This is a genomic window from Allobosea sp. GW823-FHT01F03 (assembly GCF_058798075.1).
In genome coordinates this window covers 1,049,183-1,075,796 of sequence record NZ_CM179505.1, presented here as the reverse complement: position 1 = coordinate 1,075,796, position 26,614 = coordinate 1,049,183, and the positions used below count along the sequence as shown (strand labels likewise).

The window sequence follows — 26,614 nt, the reverse complement described above, 5'->3', positions numbered from 1 at the left end:
CGAGGTGCGGGCGGACGATGAAACGATCGATGGAGTGCTGCTGCGATGCTCGAGAAGAATCTGATTGGCGGAAACTGGGTCGGCGGCGCGCAGGCTCTCGAAATCCGCAACCCGTCCGATCTCAGCGACGTGATCGCGACCTATGGCCTCGCCGGCAAGAGCGAGGTCGAGGCGGCCTTCGCCGCCGCCCGCAAGGCGCAGCCGGCCTGGGGCCGCGCGACGCTGGAACAGCGCTCGCTGGTGCTCGAGGCGATCGCCCGCGGCATCTTCGACAACAAGGACAAGCTCGCCCAGATCCTCGCCCGCGAGGGCGGCAAGACCGTTCCTGACGCGCTCGGCGAGGTGACGCGCGCGGCCCATATCGCGCGCTTCTTTGCCGGTGAAGCCTTGCGCATGCCGGGCGAGAAGCTCGGTTCGGTGCGGCCGAACGTCGATGTCGAGATCACCCGTGACCCGGTCGGCGTCGTCGGCCTGATCACGCCGTGGAACTTCCCCGTCGCGACGCCGATGTGGAAGATCGCGCCGGCGCTCGCCTTCGGCAACGGCGTGGTCTGGAAGCCGTCCGAGAAGACGCCGGGCATCTCCGTCGCGATCGCCGAGATCGTCGCCGCGTCCGGCATTCCGGCCGGCGTCTTCAACCTGCTGATCGGCGCCGGGCCGGATGTCGGTGCCGCCGTCATCGCCAATGCCGACGCGATTTCCTTCACCGGCTCCTCGACGACCGGCCGGCGCATCGCCGTCGCCTGCGCCGAGCGGCTGATCCGCTGCCAGATGGAGATGGGCGGCAAGAACCCGCTGGTCGTGCTCGACGACGCCGATCTCGAGCTCGCCGCGGACCTCGCGGTCAACGGCGCCTTCTTCCAGCAGGGCCAGCGCTGCACCGCCTCGAGCCGCCTGATCGTGACGAGCGGCATCCATGACGCCTTCGTCAAGGCCTGCGCCGAGCGCGTCGCCAAGCTCCGCGTCGGCCATGCGCTCAAGGCCGAGACCCAGATCGGCCCGGTGATCGACGACAGCCAGTTCCAGAAGAATCTCGGCTATATCGACATCGCCAAGGGCGAGAATGCGCGCCTGGCCGCCGGCGGCGAAGCGCTCGAGCTCGACACCAAGGGCTACTACATCGCCCCGACCCTCTTCGCCGACACGACGAACGCCATGCGCATCAACCGCGAGGAAGTGTTCGGCCCGGTCGCGACCGTCATCCGCGTCGCCGACTATGACGAGGCGCTCGCTGTCGCCAACGACACTGATTACGGGCTGTCGGCCGGCATCTGCACGACCTCGATGAAATATGCCCGGCATTTCCAGCGCAATGTCGAGGCCGGCATGACCATGCTCAACCTGCCGACGGCCGGCGTCGACTACCACACGCCGTTCGGCGGCCGGAAAGCCTCGAGCTACGGGCCGCGCGAGCAGGGCCGCTACGCCGTCGAGTTCTACACCCAGATCAAGACCAGCTACCTGCTGGCCTGAGCGACAAGACCAATCCGGAGGAAACGCTCATGAGCAACCCGAAAATCGGCTTCATCGGCCTTGGCAGGATGGGACGCCCGATGGCGTCCAACCTGCAGCGCAAGGGCTTCGCGACACTGTCCTATGACGTCAACCCGCAGGGCATCGCGGCCCTGGTCGAGCTCGGCGGCCGCGCCGCCGGCTCGATCGCCGAGGTCGCGCGCGAATCGGACATCGTCTTCACCATGCTGCCGGCTCATCCCGAAGTGCGCGCCGTCGTGCTCGACGGGATCGTGCCCAATGCCAAGCCCGGCACGCTCGTCGTCGACATGAGCACGATCGACCCGCTCGCGACCGACGAGGTCGCGGCGGCGGTCGAGGCCGCCGGCCTCGGCTTCGTCGACGCACCGGTCGGCCGGCTCGCGATCCATGCCGATCGCGGCGAATGCCTGTTCATGGTCGGCGCCTCCCAGGAGCATTTCGAGCGCGTTAAGCCGATGCTCGAGGCGATGGGCACGACGATCCATCATTGCGGCCCGGCCGGCGCCGGCATCCGCATGAAGGTGGTGAACAACTATCTGGCGATCGCGGCCTGCCAGCTCAACGCCGAGACCCTGACCCTCGCGGCGCGCTTCGGCCTCGATATCGAGCGCACCATCGACATCCTCAACGGCACCACCGCAACCAACGGCCATCTCAAGACCAATTTCCCGGTCAAGGTGCTGGCCGGCGATATCGAGCCCGGCTTCCAGATCGACCTCGCCCACAAGGATCTCGGCCTCGCCTTGACCTCGGCTTCGTCGATGAAGGTACCGCTCGCCATGGGCGCGGCAGCGCGCGAATGCCTGCAGCTCGCCCGCTCGCGCGGCTTCGGCGGCAAGGACTTCTCGGCGCTGCTCGACGCCTGGTGCGATCTTGCCGGCGTCGAGGCTCCGCGCCTGCCGTCCAAGACCTGATCAAGACCCGATCTTCCGTAGCCGAAGCGATAGCGCTTCCCGAAAGCTGCCACCATGACCGTGCCCGTCGCGACCGAAAGCGCGTATCTCCTCGACATCTATGCGCGCTACCGGCGCGACCCGCTTTCGGTCCCGGCGGACTGGCGCATCCATTTCGAGGAGATGGAGCCGGAACGGGCGGGCGGGCGCGGCAATGGCGAAGCGCTCGGCCTGCGGCTGGTCGAAGCCTATCGCCGCTTCGGGCACCGCGAAGCGGCGCTCGATCCACTCGATCTCGCGGCGCGCATGCCTGCCGTGCCGCTCGAGCGCCTGCGCGCCGAGGTGGCGGCGCAGCCGGGCCTGATGACCCGTGTCACCCTCTCCGGCGAGACCTGCGAGACTCCCCTCGCAAGCCTCGCCGCCGAATTGCAACGCCTCTATGCCGGCAAGGTCGGGCTCGAGGCGCAGCAGGTCGAGGATGACGAGGCCCGCGACTGGCTCTACGGCGCCTTCGAAGCGCTGTTCGCGGCGCAGGCTCCGGTCGATCTCGCGAACCGCGCGCTGGACGCGATCGTGCTCGCCGATACGTTCGAGACCTTCATCAAGGTCAAATTCCCGTCCAAGAAGCGCTTCGGCGTCGAGGGCGCCGAGGGCGCCATCGTCTTCCTGCGCGAATTGCTGCGCGAGGCCTGCCTTTCCGGCTTCGATGAAACCGTGATTGGCGGCATGCATCGCGGCCGCCTCGCGACGCTCGCCACCGTCCTCGGCAAGCCGGTCGGCACCTTGCTGGCCGAAATCAAGGGCCGGGACCTGACCGATGGCGGCCCCGACTTCACCGGCGACGTGCCCTATCATCTCGGCTATGCCGGCGAGGTCAGCCATGGCGGACGGCAGATGAAGCTGTCGATCTCGCCGCATCCCTCGCATCTGATGACCGTCGCGCCCGTCGTCACCGGGCTGGCGCGCGGCAAGCGCGGCACGGCCGGCGACGATGTGCTATGCCTGCTGCTCCATACCGACGCCGCCTTCTCCGGACAGGGGCTGGTCGGCGAAGTGCTGCAGCTCGGCGGCCTCGCCGGCTATGAAGTCGGCGGCACGGTCCATCTCGTCGTCAACAACCAGATCGGCTTCACCACCAACGCCTCGGAAGGCCGGACCTCGCGCTATTGCACCGATATCGGCAAGATGGTCGGCGCGCCGGTGCTGCATGTGAACGGCGACGATCCGGTCGCGGTCGCGAGGGTCGCCGCGCTCGCTCTGGCCTGGCGCCGGCGCTACCGCCGCGACGTGCTGATCGATCTCGTCTGCTATCGCCGCAACGGCCATAACGAGCTCGACGAGCCGCGCTTCACCCAGCCGAAGATCTGGGCCGCCATCGACGCTCGCCCCTCCCTGCGTGACAGCTTCACCGCGGTGGTCGCCGGCCTCGACGCTGCAGCGCCGGAGCGGGTGGCGCAGCTGGCGGAAGCCTTCAAGGCCGAGATGCAGGAGGGCTATGCCGCCATTGAGAGCCTGCGCCCGAACGCCGCCTCGGCGCGGCCAGAGGGCTGGGCCGGAATCGCGCGAGCGGGCGCGGCCGAGATGCTGGACCGCATCGAGACGGGCCTGCCGATCGAGCAATTGCGCGCGATCGGCCGCGAGGCCAGCCTGCTTCCGCCGGAGCTCAAGCCCCACGCCAAGGTCGCCCAGTTCTATCGGACGCGCCTCGAGACGATCGAGAGCGGGAACGACATCAACTTCGCGACCGCCGAAGCGCTCGCCTTCGCCTCGCTGCTGGCGGAAGGCGTGCCGGTGCGGCTCTCCGGTCAGGATTGCGCCCGCGGCACCTTCACCCAGCGCCATCTCGGCGTGCACGATGTCGAGACCGGCCAGCATCTCATGCCGGTGGCAGGCCTTGCCGCAGGCGCGGCCCGTTTCGAGGCGGTGAACAGTCCGCTCTCCGAATATGGCGTGCTCGGCTTCGAATATGGCTACAGCCTCGCCGCCCCGAACCGGCTGGTCCTCTGGGAGGCGCAGTTCGGCGACTTCCTGAACGGCGCCCAGATCATGGTCGACCAGTTCATCGTCTCGGCGGAAGCCAAATGGGAGCTGATGTCGGGCCTCGTCGTCCTGCTGCCGCATGGGCTGGAAGGCCAGGGCCCGGACCATTCCTCGGCCCGGATCGAGCGCCTGCTCCAGCTCTGCGCCGGCGGCAACATGATCGTTGCCAATCCCTCGACGCCGGCCAATCTGTTCCATCTGCTGCGGCGGCAGGTGAAGGCGCCCTGGCGCAAGCCGCTCTTCGTGATCGCGCCGAAGGCGCTGCTCCGGCAGAAGGCCTGTGTCTCGGCGCTGGAGGAGATGGCGGCCGGCACCGCCTTCCGCCCGGTCGTTTCCGAGAAGCCGGCCCGGCCGGCACGGCGCGTCGTGCTCTGTTCCGGCAAGATCGGCTATGAGCTCGCCGCCGCCCGCGACGGGCTCGGGCTGGAGGACGAGATCGCGATCGTCAGGCTCGACCAGCTCTACCCCTTCCCTGCCGAGGAGCTCGCCGAGGCCCTGTCCCAGCATGGTGGCGCCGACCTGCTCTGGTGCCAGGAGGAGCCGGAGAACCAGGGCGCGCTCGCCCATGTCGCACATCAGCTCCGCTGCGATCCGCGCTTCGGCGGCCGCGCACTGGCGCATGTCGCCCGCCCGCCTTTGCCGGTCGCGGCCGGTGGCTCGATCGAGCGGCATGAAGGCGAGCAGGCCGCCCTGATCGGGCAAGCGCTTGACCTCACGAGAGGCAATGCCTGAAGTGGGGCGCAGCGCGCAGGCGCCCCTTTCTCCCTTCCGCCGCCAGCCGGGGGCCACCCCGATGCATCACAGGGCCCGACAACGCTTCCATGGCCTCCTTTGAGCCCGTTCGCGCCATTACGCGCGGCCTGACGGTCCTTCGTCTCGTCAGCGAACAGAGCCCGATCACGGCGACCGATCTGGCGCGGGCCGCCAAGCTGCCGCAGCCGACGGTGGTGCGGATCCTGGAGACGCTGATCGAGGCAGGCTATGTCTATCGCCGCGCGGATGGCGTGACCTTCGGCGTGACCGCGCGGACCAAGCTGCTGAGCAATGGCTATGACGGCACCTCGCGCCTGCTCCAGCTCGCCGAGCCGCTGATCGAGAGCCTGCGGGCCGAGATCGGCTGGCCATCCAATCTGGCGACGCTGGAGGACGATGCGATGGTGATCGTCTACACCAACCGCAACGCCAAGGGCCTTTCCATTCCCGGCCGGCTCGGCGCCCGCATTCCGCTGCTCGCCACCGGCGTCGGCATCATGCAGCTGGCCGGGCTGGCCCCGGATGCGCTGCAAGCCCAGCTCGAGCGTCTCCGGCAGTCCAAGGAGATCTGGGACGCCTCACCCGAATTATGGGAGGGGCTCGAGGAACGGCTCGCCACGGCCCGGCAGAATGGCTTCGCCTTCGCGCATGAGCGCTATCTCGATGCGGTCTACCAGTCGCAGATCTGGGCCGTGGCCGTGCCGATCATTGTGGACGGCGAGACGGTGGCGGCCCTGAGCAGCCTCGTCCTGCGCGGGGCCGGGCCGCGTCAGCGCCTGCTGGACCGCATCCTGCCGGCCCTGCGTCGCACCTCCGCGACGATCTCCTCGCAGCTCGCCGCCGAATCCTGAGCTGCATCGCGGCGCCGTCGCTCTCTCATCGTCCCGACCATGCAGACCGGCGCCCTCGTAGGCGATCGCGCCGCCCCGGCGGGTCGCGATCAGCACGCATGGCCCCGATCATCGCTGATCTGCCGGCAAGGTCACCACGGCCGCCTGCAATCAGCGACGCTTGGTCAGAGCTTGACCGCGATGCCCACCGGCAAGGAACTGCATGAACCCGGGCGGGATCTCGATGACGGGTTCTGCGTCCTGGCGGATGTCGAAATCCGCGATCGCCTCGGTCAGCAGCGCGAATTCACGCGCGCCTTCGGAACCGTCCGGGGATGAGATCAACTGCGCGGCCCGCAACACGGCGGCCTTGCGCTCTTCATAGGACGCGATCGTCATAGCGGCGATCTCAGGCATGACACCACCTCATCGCTACGCAACTCTGGCTGATACGCTAGCGACCAATCGACCGGCTGACGAATCGTTTCGGCGAAGGTGCTTTGGCAGGGCGACTGACGGGCGCTGCCGGAAGCGGCGCGCCGCCGACGCCCTGAGCATCGCATGCACCGCGGCAATCGCCTCGGGAAGCAAGCGAATGCGTCGAGCATAGCCGCCACACGGCCTGCGCTGTTTTCGCCGAAGAGGCCGGGCCGGACATCTCGGGCCCGGAAAACCAGAATATCGCCCGGCTTCGGTATCTTGCTGGAAGATCTGGCGTCCCGGAAGGGATTCGAACCCCTGACCTACGGTTTAGGAAACCGTTGCTCTATCCTGCTGAGCTACCGGGACGCACAGGAATGCGTTTAGCATAAAGCGCATGCGGGTGAAGCCTTCCTTTATCGTGTTTGCGGGGCTCGCTGCGATTTCGGCGACGGCGCGGCCCGCTGCTGCCGAAGACTGTGCTGCGCCCGAGGAAACCCGCAAGGTCCGGCTCGCCAGCCTCGAGCGCCATGGCGACCTCGTTCTGGAAGACGGCAGCCTGCTCCGCCTCGCCGGGCTCGCGCCGCGACAGGACGAAGCCGAGCGGGAACGCTTTGCCGCCGCCCTCCGTCCCTGGCTCGGCCAGGGCTTTGAACTGGTCGCACTCGGTGGCACCGATCGCTGGGGCCGGGTCCCCGCGCGGCTCCTGCTCCCCGACGGTCCTGCAGGCGACATCGCCGGGCATGACCTTGCCGCACTGCTGCTCGCGGCCGGAGCGGCGCTTCACCTTCCGGAGCCAGGCCTCGCCGGCTGCAACGCTGTTTGGCGCGCCGCCGAAGCCGGCCGGTCTGCGAAGACGGTCGCCGAACGTGCCGTTTCGGCAACGCCCGCGACGAACCGCGCCCTTGCGGGCCTGCCGGTCATCGACGGTCACGATCCCGCCGCGATGCGGGCGCAGGCGGGCCGGATCGTGCTGGTTGAGGGGCGCATCGCGGCAGTTGGCGAACGGGCTCGGCGAACCTATCTCAACTTCACGCGCCGCCGCGGAGCGGGCGGCAGCATCGTGCTGTCGCGCGCACTTTGGCGGGAATTGCAAAGCGTCGGCTGGACCGCGTCCACGCTGACCGGTAAACGCGTGCGCGTACGCGGCGTGATCGAGGGGCGAGACGGCCTCCTCGTTACGATCGAGACGCCCGCCGCCCTGGAGATGGTCGATTAGGTTGTTTCAGGCAATGCAGCGATATCGACAGCCCGCCCGGGGGCGCCTCGTCGCCATGGCGCTGCCGGCCTTGCTGCTGGCCGCATGCTTCGGCGACCAGAGTTCCCTCCTGCCGCCGCTCGATCAGCCCGGCGGCGAGTCGGCGCCGCGCGTCGCCAGCCTGCAGCGCGGCACCGACCGCGAGCATCTGCGCCTGCTCCAGGCCTTTGGGGGCGAGTATCGCGCCTCCAATGTCCGCAGCGTGCTCGACGAGATCGTCACGCGCCTCGCCAAAGCCAGCGACGGCCAGATCGGCAATTACGAGATCACCATCCTGAACTCGCCGATCGTCAATGCCTTCGCCTTGCCGACCGGGCGCCTCTATGTCACCCGCGGCCTGCTCGCCCTCGCCAACGACACCTCCGAGATCGCCTCGGTGATGGCGCATGAGATCGCCCATGTCACCGCGCGCCACGCCACCGAAAGGGCCGAGTTGGAGCTCGAATCGGCGCTGGTCAGCCAGGTCGTGGCTCAAGTCCTGAACGACCCGACGACCGGGGCAGCAGTCCAGGCCAGCTCGAAGCTGACGCTCGCCAAGTTCTCGCGGCAGCAGGAACTGCTCGCCGACCAGATCAGCGTGCGCAACATCGCCCGCGCCGGCTACGACCCCTACGGCGCCGGCCGCTTCCTCGTCTCGCTCGGCCGCAACACGACTTTCCGCGCCGGCGGCGAGGGCGGTGGCGACAAGAAGCTCGACATTCTCTCCAGCCACCCCTCGACCCCGGAGCGCATCGCGGCCGTCACCTCCGCCGCGCGGCAGATCGGCGCGCCCGGCATCGGCGAGCGCGAGGCGGGACGCTGGTTGACTGCGATCGACGGCATCGCCTTCGGCGACGACCCGGCCGACGGCGTCGTCCGCGGCCGACGCTATCTCAACAGCGCCCTGCGCATCGCCTTCACCGCGCCCGATGGCTTCGAGCTCGAGGCGGCCCGCGAAATGGTGGTCGGGGTCAGCCGCGACGGCGCCCAGGCCCTGCGTTTCGATTCCGTCGCGCTGAAGCCGGGGCAGACGCTCGAATCCTATGTCGCCTCCGGCTGGATCGACGGCGTCACCACCGGCGAGGTCGAATCCGTGACGATCGGCGGCCTCCCGGCGGCGGTCACCACCGGCAAGGGCACGGACTGGCGCTTCCGGCTCGCCGCCATCCAGGCCGGCCAGCGCGTCTATCGCTTCATCCTGGCCGCCAAGGGCGGAACCGACCCCGAACGCGGCATGCGCGCCGTGCTCGACAGCTTCCGCAGCCTCTCCCCCTCCGAGGCCCAGTCGGTCAAGCCCATGCAGATCAGACTGGTCGCCGCGGCGGAAGGCGACACACCGGCAAGCCTTTCCGGCCGGATGGCGACGCATGACCGGCCGCTCGAACTCTTCCAGATCCTGAACGGGCTCGACCGCTCCGGCCGGCTGACTCCGGGCCAGCGTTACAAGATCGTGACCGAATAGCCCGGCGCCGCGCGGCCTTGCGCCGCTGACCGGCCATCCCGCCTCATGCTAGCGTCCCGCGCCATGGGCTGCCCATCACCCGAATGGAATGCCCGGGAGGTGGAACATGGCGGCCGAGCGCCGCCCGACCAGAGGGGCGACCATGGCACTCGACCGCCGCATCGTCGAACTCTACGACGAGTACACCCACAAGCCGCTCGACCGCCGCAGCTTCATGAACCGGCTCGTCGGGCTCGCCGGTTCGGCCGCGGCTGCGGAAGCCGCGCTCGCCCTGCTCGAGCCGAACTATGCGCAGGCCCGGCAGGTCGCTCCCGATGATGCCCGGCTCGAGGCCCGGCGCATCGTCGAGACCGTGGGCGGCGTCGCGCTGAAGGGCTATCTCGTCGCGCCCAAGACGCCGGTCAGGCGCGGCGGCGTGCTCGTCATCCATGAGAACCGCGGCCTCAACCCGCATATCGAGGACGTCACCCGCCGCATGGCGCTGGCCGGCTTCACCGCGCTCGGACTCGACTTCCTGACCCCGCTCGGCGGCACGCCGGCTGATCCGGACGCCGCCCGCGCCCTCTTCCCACAGCTCAAGCCGCAGGACGTCGTCGCCCAGGGCCGTGCCGCCCTCGCCCTGCTCGCCGCCCGCCCGGACGCCACCGGCAAGACTGGAGCAGTCGGCTTCTGCTGGGGCGGCGGCGCAGTCAACGACCTCGCCGTGGCGGCACCCGAGCTCAGCGCCGGCGTCGTCTTCTACGGCCGTTCGCCGGACCTCGCCAAGGTGCCGCAGATCAAGGCTCGGCTGCTGATCCAGCACGCGGCGCGCGACACCCGTCTGGTCGAGGCATTGCCGGCCTATGAGGCCGCGCTGAAGGCCGCCCATATCCGCTACCAGGCGATCGTCTATCCGGATGTCGACCACGCCTTCCACAACGACACCAGCGCTGAGCGCTACAACGCCGCCGCCGCCAGGCTCGCCTGGGAGCGTACCGTCGCCTTCCTCGCCGCCGAGACCGGGGCGGCCTGACGGCCCGATGCCGCGCTCCGTCGGGCTGTCCAAGAAAAAGGCCCGGCGGATCGCTCCGCCGGGCCTCGATATCCGGTCATGCAAACCGCCTCAGGCGGCCTCCTCCTGCAGGTCCTCGTCGCCGTCCTCGGCCTCAACGGCCTCGGCCTTGCTGGCGCGGCGCGGCGACTTGGCGAGCTGGGTCTCGATCTTCTTCAGCGCCTCGGTCTCGGTAATCTCGTCGACGGCGGCGATCTCGCGCGTCATCCGGTCGATCGCCGCCTCATAGAGCTGGCGCTCGGAATAGGACTGCTCGGGCTGCGCCTCGGAGCGATAGAGATCACGCACCACTTCGGCGATGGCGACGAGGTCGCCGGAATTGATCTTCGCTTCGTATTCCTGGGCGCGGCGCGACCACATGGTACGCTTGACGCGGGCGCGGCCGGTCAGCGTCGCGAGCGCCTTGGCGACGACCTCGCCATCGGCGAGCTTGCGCAGACCGACACTGGCGGCCTTGGCGGTGGGCACGCGCAGAGTCATCTTGTCCTTGGCGAAGCTGACGACGAACAGCTCGAGCTTGAAGCCGGCAACCTCCTGCTCCTCGATCGCCGTGATCTGACCGACACCATGGGACGGATAGACGACGAACTCGCCAGTCTTGAAACCCAGGCGCACAGCAGCTTTCTTCGCAGTGGTCATGCCGTTTCAACTCCTCATCGGTCCGCTATAAGCGGAGACGCGACTTTCAGTCGCTGGTCGGAATAACCAGCGACACTCTGCCGGACGCGACGGATGCGACTTTGACAGTCATCTCCCGGCGCGACACGCTCCCTCAGCCGATTGTTTCTTGATGGCCACCAGACACGAAGTTCGCACAGCCCCGGACTTGGCACCGGTAGCTTTGCTCGCTGCGTTTAAGGGGGCGCCCCGATCATGAATTCTCGCAGGGGCAAGCGGAACGAACTCGACTGTGGCAAATGGATACCACAAAAAACGCGCCGAATCAAAGGTAAACGGTTTATGGCCGCGTCAGCGGGCCTGATCGACCCGCCATCCGCAGCCCTGCCATCGACCTGCCCAAACGGCAGGTTCAGTCGCCTTCGCCGGGGTTGGGCGAGAAATGCGCGTCGAGCTTGCCGGGTACGCCGTCGAACTCCTTGGCGTCGGCAGGCGGCTCTTTCTTCTGCGTGATGTTCGGCCAGCTCGAAGCATATTTCGAGTTGAGCTGCAGCCAGCTGTCGAGGCCCGGCTCGGTATCGGGCTTGATCGCCTCGGCCGGGCATTCCGGCTCGCAGACGCCGCAATCGATGCACTCGTCGGGATGAATGACGAGCATGTTCTCGCCTTCGTAGAAACAGTCTACCGGACAGACCTCGACGCAATCCATATACTTGCACTTGATGCAGTTCTCGGTGACCACATAGGTCATGGCGCTGTCCTTCCGATCGACCGGCGCATCCTTAGAACCGGGCGAGAGAGTGTTTCAAGGCCGGAATTCGGCCGGAAACGGGATAGAAATTCTGCCGGAACGGGCGTTCCGGAAACATTCTGGCGGGCCGCGCCAACGCCGGCCGCACAATTCTCGCGATCTATCCCTTCGGTTCCCCCGGCGCAAGCGACGCATCGCCGCGCTGGTCGCCGCCGAGCACCTCGTAAAGCGCCTGCGCCTGCTCGTAGGAGCCGCGGCGCTCGCCGAGCGCACGCAACGCCACGACCAGCGTCGCATGCGGGAGAGCCAGCGTCAGGACATCCCCGAGCTTGAGCCCGAGCGCCGGGTTCTCGATCCGCTTGCCTGCAACCCGGACATGGCCGTCCTCCACCAGACGCACGGCGGCGGGGCGGTTGCGGGCGAAGCGCGCGAACCAGAGCCATTTGTCGAGACGTTGCCGGTCCTCGCGCAATCGCGGCCCTCGCCCTGATGCCTCAGCCCTTGCGCCCGTCGCCACCTTCGAGCTGCGCCTTCAGGGCGAGCAGCTTGGCGAAAGGCGAATCCGGATCCGGCTGGCGCTCGGCGGCACGCGGCTTGGCCGGCGCCTGGAAACGCTGCTCCTTGCCGCCGCGCTCGTCGCGACGCGGACCACCGCCCGGCCGCCCCTCATTGCGCCTGAACTCCGGCCGCGGACCGCGCTCGGGTCGGTTGCCACCTTCCGGCCGGCCGCCGCGTCCCTGCCGCTCCGGCGCACCGCCCGCCGCGTCCGCAGCGGGAGCCTGCCCGCCCGCCACCGGGCGCTGGCCGTTCCAGCCGCCTTCGCGCCAGCGATTGCGATTCGGCCGCTGGCCACCTTCGGGACGCGGTCCGCCTCCGGCTTCGCCAGCCGGCGCCGCTGCGCCCTGCTGGCCGGGGCGACGGTCCTGGCGACGCCCGCGGGCGCCCTGCTCCGGCCGCCTTCCGCCCTGGTGCCGATGCGGGCGCCAGACCTCGATCAGCTCCGGTTCGGCCGGCTTGGCAGGCTCCTCGGCGGGAGCTGCACTCGCCGGCGCTTCCGAAGCAGCCGCCTCGGCCGGGGCCGGTTCGGACATGTCGGACTGCTCGGCCTCGGCGGTGGCCGCGATGGCCTCACCAGGCGCGGCCGCAATCTCGGCCTCGGTGAGCACAGGCGCATCCGGCGTTTCGTTCAGCGTGGCTTCCGGCGCCTCGCCCTCGGAAGCCGAAGCTTCGGACGGGGCCTCTGCATCCAGGGCATCGGGGCTCTCGGCCACAACCGTCTCGGCTGCGACCTCGCCCTCACCCGCAGGCGCAGCCTCGACCTCAATGGCCGGGGCCGCCACGATAGGCTCCGGTGTCGCCGCGAGCGGCACGGTGATCGCCGGCCCTGCCCGCTTCACCGAGACATAGCCGAGCGAGCGCAGGATCGAGGCGAAGTCCTCGCCGGCGCAGCCGACGAGCGAGGTCATCGCGCCGGTGGCGACGAAGCCGTCCTGGTCGGCGGCACCCGCCGGCGGCTGGCCGAGCGTGACGCCGGGGCGATAGGCGATAGCCGGGCGAATCAGGTCGGCAAGGCGCTCGAGAATGTCGACGCGCACCGCCCGTTCGCCGCAGACGCGATAGCCGGCGGCGCGATACAGCCCCTTCGGCACGTCCTTGTTGGCCGGGAAGGAGGTCCGGCCGGACGAGGCGAGATGGGCGATGTCGTCCAGCCCGCCCTGCTCCGGTCCGTCATGCTTCAGCGCCCAGAGCTGGGCTGCGAGCGCCCGCGGTGCCGGCTTCAGCAGGGCCGGCACATAGAGATGGAAGGCGCCGAAGCGCATGCCGAGCTGGCGCAGGCCCGCCCGCCCCTCCTGGTCGAGGGTCTTCATCTCCTCGCCGACCTTGGCGCGCTCGAGCACGCCCAGCGCCTCGGCCGCCTGGAAGGCGATGCCGCGCGCGATGCCGGTCAGGCTCGTGGCCTCCTCGAGCACCTGCAGCGGCCCGAGCAGCTTGGTGATGTGATTTTTCAGCCAGAGCGTCAGCCGATTCTCGACCTGCTCGCGCGCCGGCCCGGTCAGATGCTCCTCGACCAGCAGGCGCAGGCGCGGCTCCAGCACCTTCTCGCCGGCGACGAGGCGCGCCACCGGCTCGCCGACCCAGCGGATGAAACCGTCATGCGACAGGACGAAGGCCTCGTCGCCGGCGAGCACGACGCGCGAGGCGCGCGCCTCCATCTCGCTGGCGAGCGCCTTCATCGCGGCGGCGTTCAGCGCCTTGGCTTCGGGGCCGCCGGCCTTGGGATCCGCCGTAAAGCGGAACCCCTGCAGCAACCCGACATGCTGGCCCTCGACGAGCACGTCGCCCGCCGCAGTGACCTCAGCTTCCAACATCGCATTCTCCCGCAGGCGACGCATCAACACGCTCGTGCGCCGATCGACGAAACGGCTGGCGAGCCTTTCGTGCAAAGCGTCCGACAGCTTGTCCTCTACAAGACGCGCCACCCCCTGCCAATGCTCTGGATCAGGCAACCAGTCGGGACGGTTCGCCACGAAGGTCCAGGTTCGGACCTGCGCGATGCGCGCCGACAGCGTGTCGATCTCGCCATCGGTGCGGTCGAGCGCATCGAGCTGGCGCCGATACCAGTCCGGATCGAGACGGCCATGCCGCATCAGCCGAAGATACAGCATCGTCGCGAGGTCGGCATGCTGCATGGGCGCGATCTTGCGATAATCCGGCAGGCCGCAGACCTCCCAGAGCCGCGTCACCGCCGGCCTGCCCTGCGCGAGCCTTGCGACATCATGGTCGCGCGCCAGGATTTCCAGCGTGGTCATGTCCTCGGCGATCAGGGCGCGGGTCATTCCCTGCTCCTGCGGCTGCTGGTTGAGGCTGTCGAGCAGCCCCTGGACCGAGCGCAGGTCGAGATCGGAGTTGCGCCATTGCAGCTGGCGAATCGGCTCGAACCGATGATTCTCAATGGCATCGACCAGTTCGGCATCGAAGGGCGGCGCCCGCCCGGTGGTGCCGAAAGTGCCGTCGCGCAGATGCCGGCCGGCCCGGCCGGCGATCTGGCCGAACTCGGCCGGATGCAGCTTGCGGAAATGATGGCCGTCGAACTTGCTGTCGCCGGCGAAGGCGATGTGGTCGACATCGAGGTTGAGGCCCATGCCGATCGCGTCGGTGGCGACGAGATAGTCGACATCGCCGGACTGGTAGATCTCGACCTGGGCATTGCGCGTGCGCGGCGATAGCGCGCCCAGCACCACCGCCGCCCCGCCCTTCTGCCGGCGGATCAGCTCGGCGATGGCGTAGACTTCCTCGGCCGAGAAGGCGACGATCGCCGAACGCCGCGGCAGGCGGGTGATCTTGCGGTCGCCGGCGAAGGTCAGGTTCGAGAGCCGCGGCCGCGTCACCACATTGGCGCCGGGGATCAGGTGCTCGACGAGCGGCCGCATCGTGCCGGCGCCGATCAGCATGGTCTCGGCCCGGCCGCGATGATTCAGCAGCCGGTCGGCGAAGACATGGCCGCGGTCGAGATCGGCGGCGAGCTGGATCTCGTCGACGGCGACGAAATCGACGGCAAGGTCGCGCGGCATCGCCTCGACCGTGCAGACCCAGAAGCGCGGCCGCTCCGGCTTGATCTTCTCCTCACCGGTGACGAGCGCCACCGCCTCCGGGCCGACCCTCTCGACGACGCGCTGGTAGACCTCGCGCGCCAGCAGACGCAGCGGCAGGCCGATCATCCCCGTGGGATGGGCGATCATCCGCTCGATGGCGAGATGGGTCTTGCCCGTATTGGTCGGGCCGAGCACCGCAGTGACACCGCGTGCGCGGAGCGAAGGCGGAAGAGAGCGGGGTTGGATCAAGACGCTGGAGCTTTCCTGCAGCCTGCGCGGCGAAATACCGAGCCAGCCCTACCGGGTCGGGCGCCCCAAGGGCAACCCGCGCCGTGAACAGAACGAGTCCGGAACGAAGCGAGGCCGAATCGCTGACTCCCGCAGAATCAGGTTTCGTTCACGGCGAGATATCGCGGCAAGCGATTCAATAACCACAAGATTTTGAATCGCCCTCGATTTCCGTCCTTCGCCGACTTGCGCGCGCAAGGGCCGCTTTCGCTCATGTAGGCCTCCTGCACGGGAAGGCGAGAGGCAAAGGCGAAAATAGTCGCGCACCCCGTCAGTTCAGTCGGCGAAGACTTCGGTGAACACCTCGGCCGCCTCGTCCGGCGCCTCGACATGGACGAAATGACCGGCATTCTCGCAATAGGTCACTTCGACATCGTCGAAATAATAGGGCAGGAAGGCGCTCCATTCGGCTTTCAGGATCGGGTCGTGGCGGCCCCAATGCACGCGCGTCGGCTGATGGATCGGCACCGATGGCGGCGGATGGCCGTCGATGGCGGCGATCCGGGCCGCGTTCTGGCTGCGGTACCAGTCGAAGCCGCCGCGCAGATTGCCGGGCTTCAGGAAGTTCTCGACCCAGCGGTCGAAGACCGGCGCGAAGGCATCCTTGCGATGGCACCAATGCGTCAGGAAATGCCCGAGATAGAGTGCGCAAGCCTCGCGGCTGGAGCCGATCAGCTGCTCGGCCAGCGGCAATTGCTGGAAGGACTGGTACCAGATCTCGTTGACATGGCCCTCGCGCACCCAGGCCGAACCGACGCTCGGCGTCGGGCAGTTAAAGAACAGGAGCTTCTCGACCCGCTGCGGGTGGCGCCGCGCCAGGCCCTGGGCGACATAGGCGCCGACATCATGGCCGACGACCCCGACCGGTCCGGTCCCCAGCGCTTCCAGCAAGGCGGCGATGTCGTCGGCATGGCTGTTGGCCCCGACATCGCTGCGTGGCGCGGGCGATTTTGCGCTGTCGCCGAAGCCGCGCAGATCGGGCGCGACCAGCCGGAACTCGCCATGCAGGCGGTTCATCAAGGGCAGCCAAGTCATCCAGAACTCCGGCCAGCCATGCAGCAGCAGCACTGTCGGCCCGTCGCCGACCTCGGCGACATGAAGCACGGTGTCGCGCACCATCACGTCGCGCCGCCGCAATCCGGGTGGCAAGGCAAAATCGCCGGGCATATCGGCTCCAAGGTCGAATCGCGGCGGGAAGGCTAGCCCCGCGGCAGCCTCAGCGGCAATGCCGCCACCAGGGCCGCGCATCGTGGCGAGGACGGGCCGGCGCCTGTCAGCGGCCGGCCGCGCCGGGCTCAGTTGCGCGAGGTCGCCGCCGTCACGCCGGGATCGACCTTGAAGCGCGAGGCCTCGATCACCGCGGTACCGATCATCGTCTTCACCGAGATCCGCACCGGCAGCATCATCGTCGTGCCGGCGATCGGCGCGAGCCAGGTCGAGATTTCCTTGTTCTCGGCCATGAACTTGGTGCTCGGCCGCAGCGCCCTGTGGCCGGAGATCGGCACATAGCGCGCCTGGCAGACCGAAACCGGGCCGCTATAGCCGTCGAGCGTGACCTCGCGCGTGCCGGCATAGCTCAGCTTGATGTCGTAGCGCGCGGCGCCGTCGAAGATCGGCAGAGTGCGATTGCAGGCGGCGGCGCCGGAGTTGCGCCCCCCTTCCACCGGCATCAGGAAAGCGCTGATCGGGTCCATGACATTGCGCCGATGCGCGTCGCTGATCGGCACCCGGTCGGGCTTGGCATCGATCGGCGGCTCGATCTCGACCGCCTGCACGGCATTGCGCTCGAGCGCCATGCGCACCGTGCGGCTCTCGCTCGTGCTCGCGGACGAGATCGCGAAGGTCGCCGGCGAGAGCTTGCCGGCATTGAGATTGCCGGTGGCGGCGCCGGAGCCGCGCCCGCCGGTGAAACCGCCGACGAGCCCGGTCAGCTTGGCCTGGACATCGAGCTTGTAGCGGCTGCCCTCGATGTCGCCGCTCAGACTGGCCTTGCCGAAGGTCATGCCGAGCAGGGAAACATCATAGGCGGCATCGAGCGAGGCGGCGCCGGCAGGAAACGCGCCCGCGAGCAGGGCTGCCGCGAGGGCGAGCCCGGACAGGGACGGCGTGAGGGCGGGCTTCATCTCGATGCTCCGGGCGGCGCGACCGTTCGACAGCTCGCTTGCACTGCGAATCGGTCCGAATCGTGACCTGATTAACGGAGTCTGACGAGAGGAGGTTACCGAGATGTTTCCGGCGCCCTATCGTGCAGTTCGCCTTGACGGGCGCTCGGGGCTTGGCTATAGACCCGCCACTTCAATTTGACTTCCGGTGCTCGCCTGCCGGCACGTCGTGTGTCGGCGTTTTGCGTTGGCGTCCTGGAAAGCTTGGGAATGAGATCATGGCTCGCCGTTGCGAACTGACCGGGAAAGCCACCCTGACGGGCCAGCTCGTCAGCCACTCGAACCGTAAGACCAAAACGGTCTTCCGGCCGAACCTCGTCAACGTCACCCTGCAGTCCGACACGCTCGGCCGCTCGGTGCGTCTGCGCGTCTCGGCCAACGCCCTGCGCACCGTCGATCACCGCGGCGGCCTCGACGCCTTCCTCGTCAAGGCTCCGGCCGGCGAGCTGTCGACCGGCGCGCTCGCGCTGAAGCGCGACATCGAGAAGAAGCTCGCCGCCAACTGAGCGGACTCTCCTTCCCGATCGAATGAAGCGGCCGCAAGGCCGCTTTTTTCGTTTGCGCCGTGCACGTCATTCTCGGGCGCAGCGCAGCCCCGAGAATCTCCTGACACAAGGGCGCAGGTCGGCGCTTCGTTCGGGTTGAGATGCCCGGGTCAGGGCCCGGGCATGACGAGCGCCGCTATTGCGCCAGTTCGAACTCCAGCAGCACCGTCCGCTGCAGGAAGGTCGAGAAATTATCGTCCGAGATCAGGGTGATGATGGTCCGCCCACCTTCCAGGTGGACGGCCATCCCCTCCATGTTATCGATCTCCTGGCCGAGATCGGCCTCGATCAGGATTTGCCCGTCGAGCCGGGCACCCGGCCGCAGCGAGGCTCCGGCGATTCGGCGGATGCGCATGCCGACGCCCCGTAGCGGCCGGTACCAGCGCTCCAGCAGCAGCATGTCGCCGCCCGGCAGGAAGGCGAGATCGGTGATGTCGTAGCCGTCGCGGCGAATGACCTGGAAGGTCCCCGATTGACGCCCGCCGATGATGAAGCCGCTGGTCGGCTCGTCTTCCTTGCCCGAGCGTTCGGAGATCGCCACCAGGGCGCCGGCGAGCGGATGCCCCGCGGGCACGACGCCGAGCGCCTCCATGCCGCGATTGCTCGGCAGGCGCTTCGCCGCCGGCGGTAGCTGCACGATCCGCGCTCGCGCCTCGACGCCATATTTCGCCCAGTCGAAGCGCAGGATGTCATGGGTGCGCTCGACGGCGAGATAGGCGATGCCGTCCTGGATCGCCAGCGCTTCGGTATCGTAATAGCGCGAGCGAGCGAGCGGCCGACCCGAGACACCGAGCACCGGGGCGATCTCCGCCTGCTCCAACCCGACGAGGCAGCCGTCACGCCGCACGAGCCGTCCCGTCAGCCAGGAGGCCTTGTCGCTCACCGCCACCAGTTGCGTGCCGTCAGGCGAGCGCCAGAGCCCGGAGAAGCCGCCGAAGCGCGGATGGCCAGCGCTGAGCACGAGCCCGCTGCGGAAGACGAGCTGGCCGAAGCGGGTCTTCGTCGGATTGCCCGGCTCGAAGACCGAGAGCGGGCGGCCCGAGACCTTGAGCGAGGAGCGGCCAGGCTCGATCGCCTGGGCGCGCGCGGCCGGCGCCAGCGCGGCCGCGCCGAGGCCGGCCAGCAGGCCGCGTCGGCTGAGGCTCATTGCAGACGGCGGGAGACGCGCCCGCCCGTGGCGGCGCCGGCATCCTCTTCGAACAGCTCCGCCAGCTTCTCGGTCATCACCCCGCCGAGTTCCTCGGCATCGACGATGGTGACGGCGCGGCGATAGTAGCGGGTGACGTCATGGCCGATGCCGATCGCGATCAGCTCGACCGGCGAGCGGGTCTCGATCTCGGCGATGACATGGCGCAGATGCCGCTCGAGATAGCTCCCGGCATTGACCGAGAGCGTGGAATCGTCGACCGGCGCGCCGTCCGAGATCACCATCAGGATCTTGCGCTGCTCCGGCCGCGCCAGCAGGCGCTTATGCGCCCAGTCCAGCGCCTCGCCGTCGATATTCTCCTTGAGCAGTCCCTCGCGCATCATCAGCCCGAGATTCTTGCGCGCCCGGCGCCAGGGGGCATCCGCCGCCTTGTAGATGATATGGCGGAGATCGTTGAGACGGCCGGGATTCGCCGGCTTGCCCGATTGCAGCCAGGATTCGCGCGAGAGCCCGCCCTTCCAGGCGCGCGTGGTGAAGCCGAGCAGCTCGACCTTGACGCCGCAGCGCTCCAGCGTGCGCGCCAGGATGTCGGCGCAGGTCGCCGCGACCGTGATCGGCCGGCCGCGCATCGAGCCGGAATTGTCGATCAGCAGCGTCACCACCGTATCGCGGAAATTCGTGTCCGATTCCTGCCGGAAGGAGAGCGGCTGGAACGGGTCGATGATGATGCGCGGCAGGCGCGAGGGATCGAGCGCGCCTTCCTCCAGATCGAACTGCCAGGAGCGGTTCTGCTGCGCCATCAGGCGCCGCTGCAACCGGTTGGCGAGGCGCGCCACGACGCCCTGAAGATGCGCCAACTGCTTGTCGAGATAGGCGCGCAGACGCGTCAGCTCCTCGGCATCGCAGAGTTCCTCGGCGGTGACGATCTCGTCGAACTTGGTCGAATAAGCCTTGTAGTCGGTCTGCGGCCGCTCATTGGCGCGGCTGTCGCGCGGGCGCGGCGCCTCGCCGGCTTCCTCGGCCTCGGAGCTGTCATCCTCCTCGTCCCAGTCGCCGGCCGGTGCGTCGGCGGCCTCGGAGGCCCCCTCCTGCATCTCCTCGGCGGCGTCCTCGCTGACCTCGGTCTCGGAACGCTCGCCCTGGCTCTCCTGCTCGGCCTCGCCTTCCTGCTGCTCCTGATCCTCCGAGGACTGGTCGTTCTCGTCCTCGTCCTCCTCGTCGTCCTGGCCCTGGCTGGTCTGCTCGGCCATGTCGAGCGAGGCCAGCATGTCGCGGACGGTACGGGCGAAGCCGCGCTGGTCCTCGACCGATCTGGCGAGCCGGTCGAGATCGGCCCCGGCCTTCCCCTCGACCTCCTCGCGCCAGAGCTCGACCAGCTTCTGCGCCGCCTTGGGCGGCTTCAACCCGGTCAGGCGCTCGCGCACCATCAGGGCGAGCGCGTCCTCGAGCGGCGCGTCGGCGCGGTCGGTGATCTCCTCATAGCGCCCGCCGCGGTGATAGCGGTCCTCGAGCATGGCGCCGATATTGCCGGCCATGCCGGCCATCCGGCGCGAGCCGAGCGATTCGACGCGCGCCTGCTCGACGGCGTCGAACACGGCGCGGGCGGCGTCGCCCTCGGGCGCGGCGCGGCGATGGATCGAGGCGTCATGGCAGGCGAGCCTGAGCGCCATCGAATCGGCATGGCCGCGCAGGATCGCGACGTCCTGGGCGGTGAGCTTGCGCGGCGGCTCGGGCAGGCGGGCGCGCTCGCCGACCAGGGAGGGTTTGTCGGCAGCGAAGACGATCTCCATCTCCGGCTTGCGCGCAATCGCCTTCATCGCGCCGGAGACGGCACGCTTCAGCGGTTCGGCTGGCGCTTCCTTGGGCGTGCCGGGCTTGCGGTTGGAGATGGACAAGGCCTTGCGGTCTCCCTGGCTGGGTTCAGCGCGAGCGCCCGTCATAGGCGGTGCTGTTGAGCTCGGTCGGCTCGACGTCGGCGAGGCAGCGGGCGTTGATCGCGACCATCTGCGTACCGTCCGGCATCTCGCCGCGCGCGAAGGATTCGATGCCGCAGCTCTCGCAGAACAGATGCTGGATCTTCTGCGTGTTGAAGCGGTACTCGGTCAGCGCGTCCTCACCCTTGGTCAGGGTGAAGTTCTGCGCTGGGGTGAAGGCCAGCACCGAGCCTCGGCGCTGGCAATAGGAGCAGTTGCAGGTGATCGTCTGCCCGAGATCGGCTTCGACCTCATAGGCGACCCGTCCACAATGGCAGCTGCCTTCGTAGCGCGCCATCACCTGCCTCCTCCGCTTGGGCCTGCCCCGCCGCGGACCTGCGGCGGCGGCCCCGATTTCCCTCGCCTAGCTCAGGACGACGTTGACGGCGCTCTCCGGCAAATCCTTGCCGAAGGAACGCTGGAAGAACTCGGCCACCAGCGCCCGCTCCATCTCGTCGCACTTGTTGAGGAAGGTGACGCGGAAGGCGAAGCCGATATCGCCGAAGATCGCCGCGTTCTCGGCCCAGGTGATCACCGTGCGCGGGCTCATCACCGTCGAGAGATCGCCGTTCATGAAGGCGTTGCGGGTGAGGTCGGCGACGCGCACCATCTTGTTGACGATGTCCTTGCCCTCGGGCGAGGTCTGGTAGTGCTTCGACTTGGCGAGGACGATCGCAACCTCGTTGTCGTGCGGCAGATAGTTCAGCGTGGTGACGATCGACCAGCGGTCCATCTGGCCCTGGTTGATCTGCTGGGTGCCGTGATAGAGGCCCGAAGTGTCGCCGAGGCCGACCGTGTTGGCGGTGGCGAACAGCCGGAAGGCGGGGTGCGGGCGGATGACGCGCTTCTGATCGAGCAGGGTGAGCTTGCCCGACTGCTCGAGTACGCGCTGGATCACGAACATCACGTCCGGGCGGCCGGCATCGTACTCGTCGAAGACCAGCGCGATGTTGTTCTGCAGCGCCCAGGGCAGGATGCCGTCCTGGAACTCGGTGATCTGCTTGCCTTCCTTCAGCACGATCGCGTCCTTGCCGACGAGATCGAGGCGGGAGACATGGCTGTCGAGATTGACGCGCACGCAGGGCCAGTTCAGCCGGGCCGCGACCTGCTCGATATGGGTCGACTTGCCGGTGCCGTGATAGCCGGAGATCATCACGCGGCGGTTATGGGCAAAGCCGGCGAGGATAGCGATCGTGGTGTCGCGGTCGAATCGGTAATCCGGATCGAGATCCGGCACATGCGCCTCGGTCTGCGAATAGGCCGGCACTTCCAGATCGCTGTCGATGCCGAAGACCTGACGAACCGACAGTTTCATGTCCGGCATGCCGGGGGCGGCGGTAGTCGCTGCTGTCATCATTCTTCTCCGGGCGCAGGACAGGCCCGGCGAACACCCGGTGTCCTGGAGCCGACCGAAAGGGAGGCGTGTGCAACCTCATTAGAGCGAAAGCACCGTAGCGGCAATTCGCATGAGGTATTCGCCGGAGGCATGCCGGCGCTTCGCCGGGGCGCATTCCTGCGCAGGGCGGATCGCCATGGCCCATTGCCGGCCGCGAAATCGCGATCCACTCGGCCCTCCGCGCGGCTCGCCTTGCCCGGCACCGGTTTCATCCGGCTCGCGGCAGGCCATCACCCCGTTGCCCTAGCGTCGTTTCGTCGCGAGCCTCCGCACCGCCGCGACCGCCCCTGCCGCGCCGTCGAGATCGACCGACACCCGCTGCGGGCGCCCGCCCGCGAGCGCCTCGTCGATCGCCGCGACGAGCACCCCGGGGCCGGCTTCGGGCCGCAGCAGGCGCGCCAGCCCGGCGCGTTCGAGCGCGGCCGCGCGTATCGCCTGCTCGGTCTCGTTGCCGGCATCGAAGGGCGCGACCAGCGCCCGCGGCCCTGCCTGCACCAGGTCGAGCACGGTGTTGTAGCCGGCCAGGCTGAGGCTGAGCGCGCAGTTGCGCAGCAGGGCCGGGAAATCCGGCCGGGCCCGTTCGACAATCGCGTTCGCCGGCGCCTGCCGCAGGAGAGCGGCGAAGTCCGGCTCCGCCACGCCATGGCCGACGAGGAGGCGCCAATCCTGTGCCGGCAGCAGCTCCGCCGCCGCCAGAGCGAGCCGGAAGAGCGGCAGCGCCGCCGCCGAGCCGCCACCGGAGACCAGGATCCCGCCGGACGCGGCGGGCGCCTCGGCCACCGGCGCCGGAGCGGCGAGATAGCCGGTATAGTGCAGCCTTTCGGCGAGCGCCGGAGGCACCGGCCAGGAAGCCTCGAGCGGGAGGAATGCACGGTCGCCATGGACCAGCACCCCGTCGAACAGGTCTTCGAGGCGCCTATGCGCCTCTGCCAGGCGCTCCGGCCGCAGCGGTGCGACCAGCACGTCGCGGATCGAGGAGAGGACGACCACCTGCGGCCGCGCCGCGCGCGCCGCTTCGATCAGCGCCAGAAACTCGCCGGCCAATTGACGCCGACCGAAGGGAAAATGCTCGGTGATGACGATGTCGGGCCGCAGCTCCCGCGCCAGCGTGGCCAGCCCCGCCTCCCGCGCCCCGAGACGCTCCGGCGTCGCCCGCTCTGCTTCCTCGTCGAGCAGATTGCGGAAATCGGTGCCGACGACCCGCACCGGCGGCAGTTGCACGAAACGATAGCCGTTCGCAGCCCTGCCATCCGGCATGCCGCCGCTGGCGAGCACGACCTCGTATCCGGCCTGCGCCAGCGCCCCGGCCAGATGCCGCGCCCGCACCAGATGGCCGATGCCGAGCAGATGCGTCACGGCGATCAGGACGCGGCCGCTCATGGCCCCTTCCCGCGCTCGACCTCCGCCAGCAATGCGGCATGGATCCGGGCCAGCCCCGCTTGCGCCGAGAAATCGGCTTGGAGGCGGGCATGGGCCGCGGCGCCCAGTGCCTCGCGCCGCGACGGGTCGCCGGCCAGGGCTCCGAGCGCGGCCGACAGGGCCGCGACATCGCCCGGCGCGACCAGCAGCCCTTCGCTGTCATGGCGGACGAATTCCGGGATGCCGGCGAAATCGGTCGCGACGATCGCCAACCCCTGGCTCGCAGCCTCCATCACCACATTGGGCAGCCCGTCGCGGTCGCCGTCGCCGGCCTGTTTGGAGGGCAGCACAAACAGATCGGCCTCGCGCAGCGCCGCCACCACGCCGTCCTGGGCGAGCGCGCCGCGCCATTCGATCCGCCCCGCGAGGCCGAGCGCCTCCGCCTGTGCCTTCAGCGCGCCGAGCCTTTCGCCGCCGCCGATATGGGTAAAGCGCCAGGCGAGTCCCGCCGGCAGGGCTGCTAGCGCGTTCAGGAGATCGTCGAAGCCCTTCTTCTCGACGGCGCGGCCGATACTGAGCAGACGCACCGGGTCCCCGGTCTCCCCGCCATCGCGCGGCGGCCTCGCCGGAGGCGGCGGAAAGCGGGCGAGGTCGAGCCCGTGATAGAGCAGCGCCACTTTGTCCGGTCCATCGGCCAGCCGGGCGAGCTCGGCATGACCATCCCGGGTGCAGGTCACGCCCCAGCTTGCATCGGCGATCTTCTCGCGCTTTTCCCAATCGGGCGTCGTCCAGATGTCCTTGGCATGGGCCGAGAACGACCAGGACAGCCCGCGGCTGAGCGCGGCATAGCGGATCACCGAAGCCGGCGTGTGCAGGAAATGCACATGCAGATGCCGCGTTCCGGGCGGCAGTTCGCGTGCCATCACCAGGGCCTGGCCGAAGCGGCGCAGCCGGTTGCGCGTCGGATCACGGGCAAGATCGCGCAGGAAGACGCCGAGCAGCCGCAGCAGGCTCGGCCGCGGCAGGGCCGAACCGAGGCCGCGCAGGACGCGCGGCCAGTCGTGATGCAGGTATTCCGGCAGATAATGCAGCGGCGCCGCGATCTCCTTGTGCATCAGATGTCTGGCAGCATCGGTCGGATGGCGCAGCGACCAGATCGCGAAAGGCAGGCCACAGCGCTGCAGGGCGAGCAGCTCCTGCGCGATGAAGGTTTCGGAAAGGCGCGGATAGCCTTTCATCGCGATGGCGAGCGGCGGCCCGGCCGACTTGTCCGCACTCATTTGCGGCCGATCAGCATGAAGCGGGTATAGTTCTTCGCCGGCAGGGCTCCGGCGAAACTCAGCTCCGACAACCCCGCCTGCTCCCGGAAGGCCTCCAGCGAGGCGACGCAGCTGCGATGGTCGGGCTCGCGAAAATAATCATTCGACTGCAGCACCAGCGGCAATCCGGCCGGCAGGCTCGCCAGCCAGCCCGGCACATCATCGAGATGCTCGCAACTGGTGTTGACGACGAGGCCTGGGCCGGCACCAGCAGGATCGGTGAAGTCGAGAGCCATCATATCCGCCGTGACCGCCCGGAAGCGCCCGGAAGCGACGTGCCGATGGTTGAGGACCTCGGCGATCCCGGCACAGCGCGGGTCGAGATCGACGCTCACCACCTGCCGGATCGAAAGCCGCTCGTCCGCCAGCAGCATGGCGCCAAGAACCCCATGCCAGGCGCCGAGCACCCAGACCGGGCCATCCGGCCGCGGCATCGCCGCGGCCAGGCTGTCGACCAGCCAACGCTTCGAGGCGATCTGCTTGTGATTGAACGCGATCGAGAGATCGGAAGGCGCGCCCTTGCCGACCAGTCGGGCGAGATCGGCGACGATCGGCTGGTCGGTCAGAGCGGCGACGCCGCGCAGAATGTCGTAAAGAGCGTCGGCGGGCAGCGCGCTGGTCATGCGGGCGATCGGCAGGGCAAGGGAGCGGAAGGTGACGGAACGCGCCGGACCATATTCACAGTCGCCGCCAAAGACCAGCGCAGCGGCGAGCGGCACGAGGCTGCCGCATCTCGCCGGTCCCGCGGCCGAGCTGCGCCAGGTGCTCGCCGCCCACGCCCTGCGCGGCTGCGAGCATGTGGTGGAGATCGGCGGCGCCGGCCTGCCGATCACCGGCTTCCTGACCCACCGCCCCGCCTCGGTCACGGTGATCGACCCGAAGATCCCGGCCTTTGCCGCCGAAACCCTGAACGGCGCGCCCTGCCGCGTCCGCCATCTCGCCGTCAAGCTGCAGCAGGTCGAGCTCGATCAGGGAGCCGGCCGCCTCGGCCTGGTCCTGCTCGGCCTCTCACTGAAGCCCTTTGGCGGCGCGCCGGCGCTGGACGACGCGCTGCTCGCCCTGGCGCGACGCGCCGAGGTGATGGTCATCGACCATGCCCTCGGGCTGGAACGCGCGCTTGGGCAGATCGGCCCCCTGCTGGCGGCACGCGATGCGCCGGCCATGATCGATGCCGAGATCAGGCTCAACGACGCCGGATTAGTGAAGGTGGGCTATGACCGCCGACGCTTCCTCGTCTTCGACAGGCACGGGAAAAGCGCTCGCTGAGCCGCCCCGCCGGCGGC

General features: G+C 68.8%; 23 protein-coding genes and 1 tRNA gene. 9 read left to right on the top strand and 15 right to left on the bottom strand.

Annotated elements, in window-relative coordinates; genetic code table 11:
* Positions 1 to 45: 45 nt before the first annotated feature.
* From AC3RCC_RS04940 to AC3RCC_RS04925, 4 genes are all read left to right on the top strand, one after another.
* Positions 46 to 1,473: an aldehyde dehydrogenase family protein gene (locus AC3RCC_RS04940; protein ID WP_291642217.1), complete on the top strand. Its 1,428-nt coding sequence runs from the start codon at positions 46 to 48 to the stop codon at positions 1,471 to 1,473.
* Positions 1,474 to 1,502: 29 nt separating this feature from the next.
* Complete coding sequence (locus AC3RCC_RS04935; RefSeq protein ID WP_492257788.1) at positions 1,503 to 2,408, top strand: NAD(P)-dependent oxidoreductase; 906 nt, start codon at positions 1,503 to 1,505, stop codon at positions 2,406 to 2,408.
* Between the two features lie 54 nt (positions 2,409 to 2,462).
* Positions 2,463 to 5,159 (top strand): 2-oxoglutarate dehydrogenase E1 component, encoded by a 2,697-nt coding sequence (locus AC3RCC_RS04930; protein ID WP_492257787.1) that lies wholly within the window; start codon positions 2,463 to 2,465, stop codon positions 5,157 to 5,159.
* A gap of 89 nt (positions 5,160 to 5,248) precedes the next feature.
* Positions 5,249 to 6,031 (top strand): helix-turn-helix domain-containing protein, encoded by a 783-nt coding sequence (locus AC3RCC_RS04925; protein ID WP_291642385.1) that lies wholly within the window; start codon positions 5,249 to 5,251, stop codon positions 6,029 to 6,031.
* Positions 6,032 to 6,181: 150 nt separating this feature from the next.
* Here the strand turns inward: AC3RCC_RS04925 and AC3RCC_RS04920 are convergent, their stop codons facing one another.
* Together AC3RCC_RS04920 and AC3RCC_RS04915 are read right to left on the bottom strand one after the other, a co-directional pair.
* Complete coding sequence (locus tag AC3RCC_RS04920) at positions 6,182 to 6,427, bottom strand: hypothetical protein (protein WP_492257786.1); 246 nt, start codon at positions 6,425 to 6,427, stop codon at positions 6,182 to 6,184.
* A gap of 295 nt (positions 6,428 to 6,722) precedes the next feature.
* Positions 6,723 to 6,799, bottom strand: a tRNA-Arg gene (locus AC3RCC_RS04915).
* Positions 6,800 to 6,827: 28 nt separating this feature from the next.
* Between AC3RCC_RS04915 and AC3RCC_RS04910 the strand changes: the two genes are divergently transcribed.
* The 3 genes from AC3RCC_RS04910 (at position 6,828) to AC3RCC_RS04900 (ending at position 10,141) form a co-directional block, all read left to right on the top strand.
* Positions 6,828 to 7,649: a hypothetical protein gene (locus AC3RCC_RS04910; protein WP_492257785.1), complete on the top strand. Its 822-nt coding sequence runs from the start codon at positions 6,828 to 6,830 to the stop codon at positions 7,647 to 7,649.
* A gap of 13 nt (positions 7,650 to 7,662) precedes the next feature.
* Positions 7,663 to 9,129, top strand: coding sequence for a M48 family metalloprotease (locus tag AC3RCC_RS04905; protein WP_492257784.1), 1,467 nt, complete (start codon positions 7,663 to 7,665; stop codon positions 9,127 to 9,129).
* A 106-nt stretch (positions 9,130 to 9,235) separates the two neighbouring features.
* The gene (locus AC3RCC_RS04900) at positions 9,236 to 10,141 is read left to right on the top strand and encodes a dienelactone hydrolase family protein (RefSeq protein ID WP_492257783.1); all 906 of its coding nucleotides are present in this window, start codon (positions 9,236 to 9,238) and stop codon (positions 10,139 to 10,141) included.
* Between the two features lie 90 nt (positions 10,142 to 10,231).
* Here AC3RCC_RS04900 and AC3RCC_RS04895 read toward each other — a convergent pair whose 3' ends face one another.
* The 6 genes from AC3RCC_RS04895 to AC3RCC_RS04870 all read right to left on the bottom strand — a co-directional run bounded on the left by AC3RCC_RS04895 (position 10,232) and on the right by AC3RCC_RS04870 (position 17,553).
* Positions 10,232 to 10,819: a CarD family transcriptional regulator gene (locus tag AC3RCC_RS04895; protein WP_291642375.1), complete on the bottom strand. Its 588-nt coding sequence runs from the start codon at positions 10,817 to 10,819 to the stop codon at positions 10,232 to 10,234.
* 391 nt (positions 10,820 to 11,210) lie between these two features.
* Entirely contained in the window at positions 11,211 to 11,549 is a 339-nt protein-coding gene (fdxA, locus tag AC3RCC_RS04890; protein WP_291642373.1) for a ferredoxin FdxA, read from the bottom strand.
* A 160-nt stretch (positions 11,550 to 11,709) separates the two neighbouring features.
* Positions 11,710 to 12,021, bottom strand: coding sequence for an RNA-binding S4 domain-containing protein (locus tag AC3RCC_RS04885; protein ID WP_492257782.1), 312 nt, complete (start codon positions 12,019 to 12,021; stop codon positions 11,710 to 11,712).
* Between the two features lie 22 nt (positions 12,022 to 12,043).
* Complete coding sequence (locus AC3RCC_RS04880; protein ID WP_492258748.1) at positions 12,044 to 15,388, bottom strand: helicase-related protein; 3,345 nt, start codon at positions 15,386 to 15,388, stop codon at positions 12,044 to 12,046.
* A 318-nt stretch (positions 15,389 to 15,706) separates the two neighbouring features.
* The gene (locus AC3RCC_RS04875) at positions 15,707 to 16,597 is read right to left on the bottom strand and encodes an alpha/beta fold hydrolase (RefSeq protein ID WP_291642369.1); all 891 of its coding nucleotides are present in this window, start codon (positions 16,595 to 16,597) and stop codon (positions 15,707 to 15,709) included.
* A 128-nt stretch (positions 16,598 to 16,725) separates the two neighbouring features.
* Complete coding sequence (locus AC3RCC_RS04870) at positions 16,726 to 17,553, bottom strand: DUF3108 domain-containing protein (protein WP_291642367.1); 828 nt, start codon at positions 17,551 to 17,553, stop codon at positions 16,726 to 16,728.
* A gap of 257 nt (positions 17,554 to 17,810) precedes the next feature.
* Here AC3RCC_RS04870 and rpmB point away from each other — a divergent pair, with 257 nt between their 5' ends.
* Positions 17,811 to 18,098: a 50S ribosomal protein L28 gene (rpmB, locus tag AC3RCC_RS04865; RefSeq protein WP_291648415.1), complete on the top strand. Its 288-nt coding sequence runs from the start codon at positions 17,811 to 17,813 to the stop codon at positions 18,096 to 18,098.
* 175 nt (positions 18,099 to 18,273) lie between these two features.
* Here the strand turns inward: rpmB and AC3RCC_RS04860 are convergent, their stop codons facing one another.
* The 7 genes from AC3RCC_RS04860 to AC3RCC_RS04830 form a co-directional block, all read right to left on the bottom strand.
* Complete coding sequence (locus AC3RCC_RS04860) at positions 18,274 to 19,284, bottom strand: esterase-like activity of phytase family protein (RefSeq protein WP_492257781.1); 1,011 nt, start codon at positions 19,282 to 19,284, stop codon at positions 18,274 to 18,276.
* Positions 19,281 to 21,179 carry a cobaltochelatase subunit CobT gene (cobT, locus tag AC3RCC_RS04855; RefSeq protein ID WP_291648419.1) on the bottom strand — a complete coding sequence of 633 codons (1,899 nt, stop codon included), beginning with the start codon at positions 21,177 to 21,179 and terminating at the stop codon, positions 19,281 to 19,283. The genes AC3RCC_RS04860 and cobT overlap by 4 nt, the downstream gene beginning before the upstream one ends.
* 25 nt (positions 21,180 to 21,204) lie before the next feature.
* A complete protein-coding gene (locus AC3RCC_RS04850; protein WP_492257780.1) occupies positions 21,205 to 21,555 on the bottom strand; it encodes a GFA family protein in 351 nt (116 codons plus the stop codon).
* A gap of 66 nt (positions 21,556 to 21,621) precedes the next feature.
* A complete protein-coding gene (gene cobS, locus AC3RCC_RS04845; RefSeq protein WP_291638557.1) occupies positions 21,622 to 22,611 on the bottom strand; it encodes a cobaltochelatase subunit CobS in 990 nt (329 codons plus the stop codon).
* Positions 22,612 to 22,896: 285 nt separating this feature from the next.
* A complete protein-coding gene (locus tag AC3RCC_RS04840; RefSeq protein ID WP_492257779.1) occupies positions 22,897 to 24,033 on the bottom strand; it encodes a glycosyltransferase family protein in 1,137 nt (378 codons plus the stop codon).
* Complete coding sequence (locus AC3RCC_RS04835; protein WP_492257778.1) at positions 24,030 to 25,292, bottom strand: glycosyltransferase; 1,263 nt, start codon at positions 25,290 to 25,292, stop codon at positions 24,030 to 24,032. The genes AC3RCC_RS04840 and AC3RCC_RS04835 overlap by 4 nt, the downstream gene beginning before the upstream one ends.
* Complete coding sequence (locus tag AC3RCC_RS04830; RefSeq protein ID WP_291638560.1) at positions 25,289 to 25,954, bottom strand: class I SAM-dependent methyltransferase; 666 nt, start codon at positions 25,952 to 25,954, stop codon at positions 25,289 to 25,291. Before AC3RCC_RS04830 ends, AC3RCC_RS04835 begins: the two co-directional genes overlap by 4 nt.
* A gap of 31 nt (positions 25,955 to 25,985) precedes the next feature.
* Here AC3RCC_RS04830 and AC3RCC_RS04825 point away from each other — a divergent pair, with 31 nt between their 5' ends.
* Complete coding sequence (locus AC3RCC_RS04825; RefSeq protein ID WP_492257777.1) at positions 25,986 to 26,597, top strand: hypothetical protein; 612 nt, start codon at positions 25,986 to 25,988, stop codon at positions 26,595 to 26,597.
* The last annotated feature ends 17 nt before the right edge of the window (positions 26,598 to 26,614 follow it).